Raw genomic sequence first — 8,154 nt, 5'->3', positions numbered from 1 at the left:
GCAGCAGGTCCTCGTAGCTGTCGATGACGAAGTAGGTCTGCTGATAGTCGTCGATGCGGTAGTTGGTCCGCATCACCCGCTCCAGGTCCAGGCCGATCCGGTTGGGCGAGGGATCGTCGAGCGCGAAGATCGACTCGCCGTAACTCGACACGATACCCGCGCCGTAGAGGCGAAGATCGCCATCCTCGCGGATCAGACCGAACTCGACCGTATACCAGTAGAGGCGGGCAAGCTTGTGAAGCGCCCCATAGTCGAGCGACCTGAGACCGCCTTCGCCATAGGCCTGCATGTAGTCGGCGAACACTGGGTTGGCGAGCAGCGGAACATGGCCGAACACGTCGTGAAAGATGTCGGGTTCCTGTAGGTAGTCGATCTGCTCGAGCGTGCGGATGAAATTGCCGGCCACGAAGCGGCGATTGGCCAGGTGATCGAAGAAGACGTCATCGGGAACCAGACCCGGCACGGCGACGACGCTCCAGCCGGTAAGCTTCTCAAGCCGTTCGGAGAGTTCCTCGAAATCGGGGATGCCGGGCCTGGACAGGCGCAGAACGTCGAGGCCGGCAAGAAAGGTCGGTGAAACCCGGCCCTTCAGCATCCGCGCCTGGCGCGCGAACAGGTGATCCCACATCGCATGTTCGGCTGGCGTGTAGGACGACCAGTCCTGAGCAATGGTCCAATCTTCGGCGGCTCCCGCCGGGCGGATGTTCGTTTGGCTTCCCATGCTGAAACGGTCGCACGCAGTGACCGCGAAGGGGTTTCAATTTTCCGCTCAAAAACAGCAGTTGATGAAATCGGAATTCGAAGCAGGATGGGAAAATGAAATCCAAGCTCGACCTGGACCCGGTGGCCCGTAGAATCCTGGCGATCCTCCAGGAAGACGCCACGATCAGTCACGCCGATCTCGCCGAGCGGGTCGGCGCGGCCACCGCTTCCTGCTGGCGGCGCATCAAGTCGCTGGAAGCGGCCGGCTATCTCACCAAGACCGTGCGCCTGGTTGATCCCGAACGGGTGGGGCGAGGGGTCAACGTCCTGTGCAATGTGCGCATGCGCAGCCACGCCAAGGACGCGCGCGATGCCTTCGAGACCTTCGCGCGGGCCCAGCCCGAGATCATCGAGGTCTTTTCGATGTCTGGCGATTGGGACTATCTGCTGCGGATCGTGGCGGCGGATGTGGCCGACTACAACGACTTCCTGATGCGGCAGCTACTGGGCCACCCATCGGTGGCGGGCGCGTCGTCGCACTTCGCGCTCGAGCTGGTGAAATACACGACCGCGATCCCGGTCTGACCTGACCCTATCAGAACACGGAACGTGGGCCGGGCCGCCGACCCCGATCCTGACGCGAGTTCGTCGCAAGCTTTGGTGGTTTGCGACCGCTAGCGGACGGCTGAAGCCCGTGAGGTCGGACCCGACTAGGGACATGATGTCGATCGTCTGGAGAGGCGCAGCCAAGGAGGTCGCCATAAACGGCCCAGGCGAAGACGGTCGCGTCGAGCATCGCGCCAGAAGGTCCGCCTTCGCGTCGACGCGAAGGTAGATCGATCGGCAATCAGCCTGTGTCACGAAGGGCGGGCGAGTGGAAAACGCCCGCCCGCTTGGCCGGCGCGTTTGCTAATCGACTCCTTCGATCAGGATGGATCGATGGTCTGCGCCCGGGAAACTATGTCGGACGGCGGCCTAATACGCAGGACTGTCATAGAACGCCCGTCCGGCTTCGATCGTCGGGAACCTGGCGATCACGACGCCCTCCGGGGTAGGGCCTTCAAGGACATCCTGGCGGCCATAGGCCGCAAGGATAGTTACATCGACGATCTCCAGAAGCGGGATGGCCTTTTCCGCATAGGCCTGAAGTTCGTTCGGGTTGCGGGTCCGCTCTCGGATGAAGATGGCATAAGCGCTCGTCGATAAGAAACTCCTCGGGGAATGGATTTGCCGCTCGGCGACATTGGTCGGGGCGCGCTGACCACGCCCCGACAGCATTCATGCTCACGCCTCGTTGGTGATCACGACCTTGCCGAACACATTACGCTTGCTGAAATGCTCGAACGCAGCCTTGCCTTCGTCGAAGGCGAAACGGCTGTCGATTACGGGGCGCAGGCCTTGATGGGCGACAGCCGCGATCACATCCTCCAGGTCCTGACGGTTGCCGGTCGAGATCGTCTGGAAGCGCGCGAAGGTGAGAAACATGTCGAGGTAGCCCGGCATTTGGCCCTTGGACAGGGCGCCGACCATCGACACTTGGCCGCTGAGCGCGACAGCCTTGAGGGACTGGACGAAGGTGCCTGGGCCGCCGACCTCGACCACGCGGTCAACGCCCCGGCCGCCCGTTAGCGCCTTGGCCTGTTCGCCCCAGTCGGGGTTTTCCACGTAGTTGATGACATGATCCGCGCCGAGCGCGCGAAGCTGCTCGGCCTTCTCGTTCGAGGAGGTCGTCGCGATGACCTCCGCTCCGCGCGTCTTGGCGAATTGCAGGGCGAACAGCGACACGCCGCCGGTCCCTTGCGTCAACACGCGCTGGTGAGGTCCAACACCGGCGACCGCGTTCCAGCCGGTGACTGCGGCGCAGGGCAGGGTCGCGGCGTCCTCGAAGCTGATCGACTCAGGAATGGCGACCAGCTCGTTCTGGTCGATGGCGCGATACTCCGCCATCCAGCCGTCGAGGTCGGTGCCGTACTGAGGAGCGAAGGCACGGAATGGGCCAGCGTGCCAGCCAGGGACAAAGTTGTTCGCTACGCGGTCGCCGACGGCGAAGCGGGTGACGCCCGGTCCGATAGCGGCGACGACACCGGCGGCGTCGGACAGCTGCGACAGGCCTTCTTGGAGAGGGAAGGGCGACCAGCCGTTGGCGATGGTGAGATCGCGGAAGTTCAGCGAGGTCGCCTTGATATGAACCAGGACTTCGCCGGGCCCGGGCTGGGGCGTCGGCTCTTCACGCAACTCCAAGCCGTCGACCGAACCGATTTTCTGCAAACGAAAGATCTTCATGACTTGCTCCCAGTGATGGGAGTCATTTGGCCCGCCTTGACTGGATGATCCATTGCAATGAGTATTGAATTCCTAACCGATCGTCCGAGTTCGCCATGCATCCCTTAGATTCAGTCCTCAGCGCCATGCGGCTGGAAAGCTCGCTCTTTGTGCGCCTGCGGGGGCACGCCCCCTGGGCGATCTCTTTCGACAGCGGGGCGCAGGCGCGGTTGGTCGTTGTCGCCAAGGGGGCAGGGTGTTTCACCCAGATCGGCCATGAACCGATCACCCTTCGAACGGGGGATTGCCTGATCATCAAGCAGTCGGTGGAAGGCATTTTGGGCGACGCCCCCGACCGGATCGCGATCTCGTGCTGGGAGATCGCCGACCATGTGACCGGGCAGATCGTCGATTTCGGCGGGGATGGCGAAGCCTGCGAGTTCTTTTCGACCCTGTTCAATTTCGACCACGCCGCGGGCGAGCCGCTGTCGGCGCTTCTGCCCGACGTCGTCCATGTCGCCATACCGGAGTCCGACGCCGGCAGGATGCTGTCGATTCTTGAACACATCGGGGCCGAAGAGGCCTGTCAGCCGCTGGGTGGCTCCTACGTCATTGGTCGCCTGCTTGATGTCCTGTTCATCCAGGCCATTCGCGTCTGGGCCGCTTCGGAGGGAAGGATGCCGGATGGCTGGCTCGCTGGCCTGACCCATCGCCAACTCGCCGGAACGCTGCATCGGATCCACGCAGACCTGACGTCTCCCTGGACGCTGGAGCAGCTCGCGCGCGACGCGGGCATGTCACGCTCGTCGTTCGCGGTCCTGTTCAAGTCGGTCGTCGGTGTGCCACCGCTGACCTACATCACCACCTGGCGCATCTATCGCGCGAAGCTGCTGCTGGCGGCGGGGCGCTCTATCGCGACCGTGGCCAAAGAAACCGGTTACGGTACGGACATCGCGCTCAGCCGAGCCTTCAAGGCCGCGACGGGCATAGCGCCCGGTCAATGGCGACGCGAACGGCGCGCGGCCGGTAACCAAGGGCCTTCTTCAGGGCGGGCTGCTCATGCTGTCGCGGCGTATCAACCCGTCCAAGCCGGTTAGCACGGACGGTCGGCGGACAAGGCCGCACGCGTCGCCAGGGTCACGGTAGGAGATCGCGGTGCGATCCCGCGGCGGGCGAGGTTGCTGGCGAACGGCTGAACGCTCTGGGGCGCTACGCGCGAAAGACTTCAGGGGCGCGAAAACCTACAGAGCCCGACTCTTGGACCCGTGTTTGGATGCGACTTCCGGCCAAGGCGGGATGGCGCCTTCGGGGTCGTCCATCGCCGCATTCAACCGTCGTCGGATGGCCGTGTCATCATCGTGCTCATCAGTGATGATCAGGCCGACGCGCGCCATGTTCAGGAGCCGGCGCTTGACCTGATCGCGGATCTCCCAGTCCTCTTGGAAATGCCCCGGACCGTGATGCTCGACGACCAGGACGGCCCTGGCATCGTCACCGCACAGCACGAAATCGCTGCGCTTGGAGTTGAAGGTCTTTAGGATCTCGTCGGCGCGGCGGCCTTGGGGTCTTAGGAAACCGCCCATGCCCATCTGAGGATAGAGGTGAAGGTTCCTCTCCCTGGCCCAAGCGCTGGCGCTGCGCATCACGGCGCGTTCCTGGCCGTTGAGGACTGGGTAGGGTTCCAACACCCGAGCACCGCCCACGGCGGCCTCGTCTAGGGTGCGCAATTGTTTCTGTCCCGAGGTGATCGCCCGCTGCCGAGCCGCAGCCTCGAGGTCTTCGATCTTGCCCCGTAGCGCGGCGTTATCCGTTTGGAGATCCTTGATCCTGGCGCCCTGCGCCGCGATCACCGCCTGATCGTTACGCCGCCGTGTGAGAAGGGCGTCGTGTTCGATACCGGCCTGAGTCAGTTTCTCGTCGAGCGCCGTTCGCGCCTTGGCGGCCTGACGGGCGGCGGCCAGCTCGACGGTGAGCGCCCGTACTCTGGACTGCGCGGATCGCCGCTCCCGCCAGGCCCAACCAAGAGCGATCGACACCATCAGCGTCAGCGCGGCCAGGGCGAGGCTGAGGCGCCGGGACCATCTTGACCGTTCGACGACCTCATCGTGGGCGGCTTGCGCGACCTCGGCCCGGTCTTCGGCGGCCTTGGCGCGGGCCAGGGCCTTCCTGAGCTTTGCCCGCAAGGCCTTGGTCGATACCGGCTTGCGGTTGGTGGCGCGGTGCGGGGGTGAACTCGGGGCGCTCGCAGCGCCGGCGCGAACCTGCGGTCGGGTGGTCGAGGTCAAGTCGGCGGCTGCGACGGAATGGGCCGAAAGGGTTAGGATGACGCAAAGCGCGAAAAAGGGCAGGGGGCGTGTCATAGCCTCTACCGTGGGTGGAGGTCTTCTTCCCCTCGGCTAAGATTTTCGCTTAACGGGCCGTTGGCCATGGCGGTGTCCTTCCGGGCTTGGGCACCGGCTCGCCAATCGTGGTCGCACACGCTAGGGTGGCGGCAATGGGATGGGGCGACGATGAGGAACCGGGCGGTCCGCGGCCCTGGCGAGAGCCGCTCGCTTGGCTGGCCTGCCTCTTGGCGGCGGTGATGCCGACGGCGGTTCTGACGACCTTGATCCAGGCGCTGGAGGCCTCGGTTTCACCGCTGTTCGTCCCTCTCCTCTATGTCGGCGTCTTCACGATCATGGTCCTGATCGCGCGGCCCTGGACGCTCCGCTAACTCCGCCGGGAGATCTTTTGGGAGGGCAAGTGGCGGCGGTGTCGGATCTCGCTGAAAACCGCGACTGCGCGGGGGCGCGCGCTATCGGCGAAGCCATGGCCGTCGATGAGTGAAGCATTCAGGCGTTTCATTTCTCGTGAAAATGGGCGATGATACTCATGATCCAAAGCGCGAACGTTGGAAATCGTAGTCTAGAGTAGAATGTCGTAGGAATAGTTCTCGCGCATTTCCAACAGAGGGCGCCAATCCCGTACAAAACCCGGCACCGCTAGAGCCGCCGATTCTACGCCGTTGTTCGACGCGATGGTGCGCAGCAGTTCCACCCGCGATCCGCAGATGCGCACCTCCATTGGGGACACCAGTTCAACTTTCTGCGCGACGGCCCGGATCAAGTCGCGCCGATAGGCGCCATCCGCGCTTCTGAACATCTCGCGCGTGGCTTCCGCGAAGCGGCGCAGCAGGTCGGGCGTCAGGGCGGGCGTGATCTTGTCGATCGCCGCCGCCGCCCGTTCAGCGTCTCCCTCGGCCGCGTCGCGGATCGAGGTGAGTTCCGCGATCCGCTGTTTCAGCGTCCGGTCGGTGGGATCGGCGATGCCGTGTTCGATGGATTGGAAGAGTCTTTGAAGGCGCTGGTTGGCTTCGGTCGCCCGCTTGCGCAGGTCGGCGACATGGCGGTGGCGGCGCTCGATCCACTCGGAGCGACGGTCGAGGATGTTGTCCATCATCGTGGCCAGACGCTCGGGATTGAGCAGGCGATTTTCCAGGTGATCGATAACCGTGGCGTCGAGCATGTCCATGCGCACCGCCATGCCTTCGCAGCCGGCGGTTCCCTGGCGGGCCTTGGTGCAGCAGGTGTAGTAGCGATAGGCGCCGCCCTTGCCGGTGCGCAGGGTCATGGCCTTGCCACATAGGCCGCAGAAGCAGATCCCGCCCAGCAAGATCGGGCTGGTGACGAACCTCGGTGGCATGGCCCTTGGATTTCGACGCGACATGGCGCGCTGCACGGCGTCGAAGGATTCTTGGTCGATCAGCGCGGGAACCGGCATGATCACCGCCTCGGAAGCCTCCTTCTGTTCCTGGCTTCTGTAGTGGCGCGTGTTGAACCGGTGCTCGCCGATGTAGCTGGTGCGCGTCAGGGTGTGATGCACCGTGCCGACGCCCCAGCGTCCGCCGCCGCGCGTGTAGATGTGGTTGTCGTTGAGATAGGTGGCGATCGCCTTGACGCCCATCGGGCCGCTGCCATCGACGCCGTTGAGCGCCAGGCGGAAGATCTTGCGCACGGTCTCGGCCCCGATCGGATCGACTTCCAGCCTCTTTTTCACGCGATCGCCACGCTGCTCGGCGGCCACCACGCGATAGCCCAGCGGGGGATGCGAGCCGTTCCAGAAGCCCTGTCGGGCATTCTCCTTCATGGCCCGCAAGGTGTGCTTGGCGTTCTCCCGCGACTGGTACTCGTCGAAGAGGTTCATCATCTGCCGCACCATCACCCCCATCGGGTCGTCGCCGACCTCCTGGGTGATGGAGACGATGCGCACGCCGTTCTTGGCCAGCTTGCGGGCGTAGAACTCAAACAGGAACTGGTCGCGGAAGAAGCGTGAGAACGAGTGGACCAGGATGACGTGGAACGGCGGCGGCTTGGTCAGGCCGGCATCGATCATCCTCTGGAAGGCCGGACGCTTGTCGTCGGTGGCCGTGTTGCCCGGTTCGATGAACTCTTCGGCGATGGGCCAGCCCTTGGCCTCGCAATAGGCGCGCAGCTGGCGGCCCTGGTCGGGAATGGACAGGTCGCTTTCGGCCTGCCGTCCGGTCGAGACCCGAAGATAGAGCGCCGCGCTGGGAAGGGCGGGCGGAGGAGGCGTCTTGCGCTTGGCCATCGGTCGATTTTGTCCCTGCGGATCAGGGCAGGGGTCCGAACAGCTCGGCCAGCACCTTCTCCAGATAGGCCTCGGTGATCTGGATCTCGGCCTGGCCAATGGGGACCTGACCGGACCAGTCGTCCGTGACCTTGAGGGGGACACGCGGGGAGGGGGGCGCGGGTAGTCGCTCCGGAAATATATTTAGGTAGTCGAAGAAATCAGGGGGCGTGTCAGGCGTCGGAAGCTTCCTGGGCATGCGACAGGCTTGCGCCGATCGCCCACGACCGCAAAGTCGATGTCGCTCCGTTCGTACCCTGGCGTGCAAAGACAGGCGTTCGGCGGTTCCAGCGCCTGGCTCCGGCTCGCCTTTCGGCGAGCCTGCGCGCCTTCGGCGTCGGGTGAGCCCCCGGCGTCACGCTCGGTCCCGCGGCTTTCGCCGCTCCCTCGGGCGCGACCCTGCGGGCAGGCCTTGGCCTGCCGCCGGCGGCTCGACGCCGCTTCCCGCCACGCGCAGTGCGCGGGCTCCTTGCAGGCTTCATCTTGGTGGGCGGCCTGGCGGCCGCGCGGCTTAGTCCGTATGTCCTTCCTGCCGGCGCTGAGCCGTCCGGGTCGTGGTGCTGC

9 protein-coding genes are annotated in these 8,154 nt (G+C 64.6%); 3 read left to right on the top strand and 6 right to left on the bottom strand.

Annotated features, from left to right (window positions below; translation table 11 throughout):
- On the bottom strand, positions 1–721 hold a 721-nt coding region (gene phhA, locus Q0379_RS16465), incomplete at its 3' end, for a phenylalanine 4-monooxygenase (protein ID WP_299013848.1).
- 95 nt (positions 722–816) lie between these two features.
- Between phhA and Q0379_RS16460 the strand changes: the two genes are divergently transcribed.
- The gene (locus Q0379_RS16460; RefSeq protein WP_299013846.1) at positions 817–1,287 is read left to right on the top strand and encodes an Lrp/AsnC family transcriptional regulator; all 471 of its coding nucleotides are present in this window, start codon (positions 817–819) and stop codon (positions 1,285–1,287) included.
- Positions 1,288–1,677: 390 nt separating this feature from the next.
- On the opposite strand, the gene Q0379_RS16455 is transcribed toward Q0379_RS16460, so the two are convergent.
- Together Q0379_RS16455 and Q0379_RS16450 are read right to left on the bottom strand one after the other, a co-directional pair.
- Positions 1,678–1,980 (bottom strand): DUF1330 domain-containing protein, encoded by a 303-nt coding sequence (locus Q0379_RS16455; protein WP_299013844.1) that lies wholly within the window; start codon positions 1,978–1,980, stop codon positions 1,678–1,680.
- 6 nt (positions 1,981–1,986) lie between these two features.
- Positions 1,987–2,985 (bottom strand): NAD(P)-dependent alcohol dehydrogenase, encoded by a 999-nt coding sequence (locus tag Q0379_RS16450; RefSeq protein WP_299013842.1) that lies wholly within the window; start codon positions 2,983–2,985, stop codon positions 1,987–1,989.
- A 95-nt stretch (positions 2,986–3,080) separates the two neighbouring features.
- On the opposite strand from Q0379_RS16450, the gene Q0379_RS16445 reads away from it, so the two are divergent.
- Entirely contained in the window at positions 3,081–4,061 is a 981-nt protein-coding gene (locus Q0379_RS16445; RefSeq protein WP_299013840.1) for an AraC family transcriptional regulator, read from the top strand.
- Positions 4,062–4,205: 144 nt separating this feature from the next.
- On the opposite strand, the gene Q0379_RS16440 is transcribed toward Q0379_RS16445, so the two are convergent.
- Positions 4,206–5,249, bottom strand: coding sequence for a DUF2726 domain-containing protein (locus tag Q0379_RS16440; RefSeq protein ID WP_299013838.1), 1,044 nt, complete (start codon positions 5,247–5,249; stop codon positions 4,206–4,208).
- Positions 5,250–5,545: 296 nt separating this feature from the next.
- On the opposite strand from Q0379_RS16440, the gene Q0379_RS16435 reads away from it, so the two are divergent.
- A complete protein-coding gene (locus Q0379_RS16435; RefSeq protein ID WP_299013837.1) occupies positions 5,546–5,677 on the top strand; it encodes a hypothetical protein in 132 nt (43 codons plus the stop codon).
- A gap of 191 nt (positions 5,678–5,868) precedes the next feature.
- On the opposite strand, the gene Q0379_RS16430 is transcribed toward Q0379_RS16435, so the two are convergent.
- Positions 5,869–7,551 carry a recombinase family protein gene (locus Q0379_RS16430; RefSeq protein WP_299013835.1) on the bottom strand — a complete coding sequence of 561 codons (1,683 nt, stop codon included), beginning with the start codon at positions 7,549–7,551 and terminating at the stop codon, positions 5,869–5,871.
- Between the two features lie 22 nt (positions 7,552–7,573).
- The gene (locus tag Q0379_RS16425) at positions 7,574–7,789 is read right to left on the bottom strand and encodes a hypothetical protein (protein ID WP_099503371.1); all 216 of its coding nucleotides are present in this window, start codon (positions 7,787–7,789) and stop codon (positions 7,574–7,576) included.
- Positions 7,790–8,154: the final 365 nt, after the last annotated feature.

This window comes from uncultured Caulobacter sp., from assembly GCF_937900395.1.
Lineage (GTDB): Bacteria > Pseudomonadota > Alphaproteobacteria > Caulobacterales > Caulobacteraceae > Caulobacter.
Note: the sequence above shows the minus strand (reverse complement) of the source record. Positions and strands in the feature narration are given on the sequence as shown.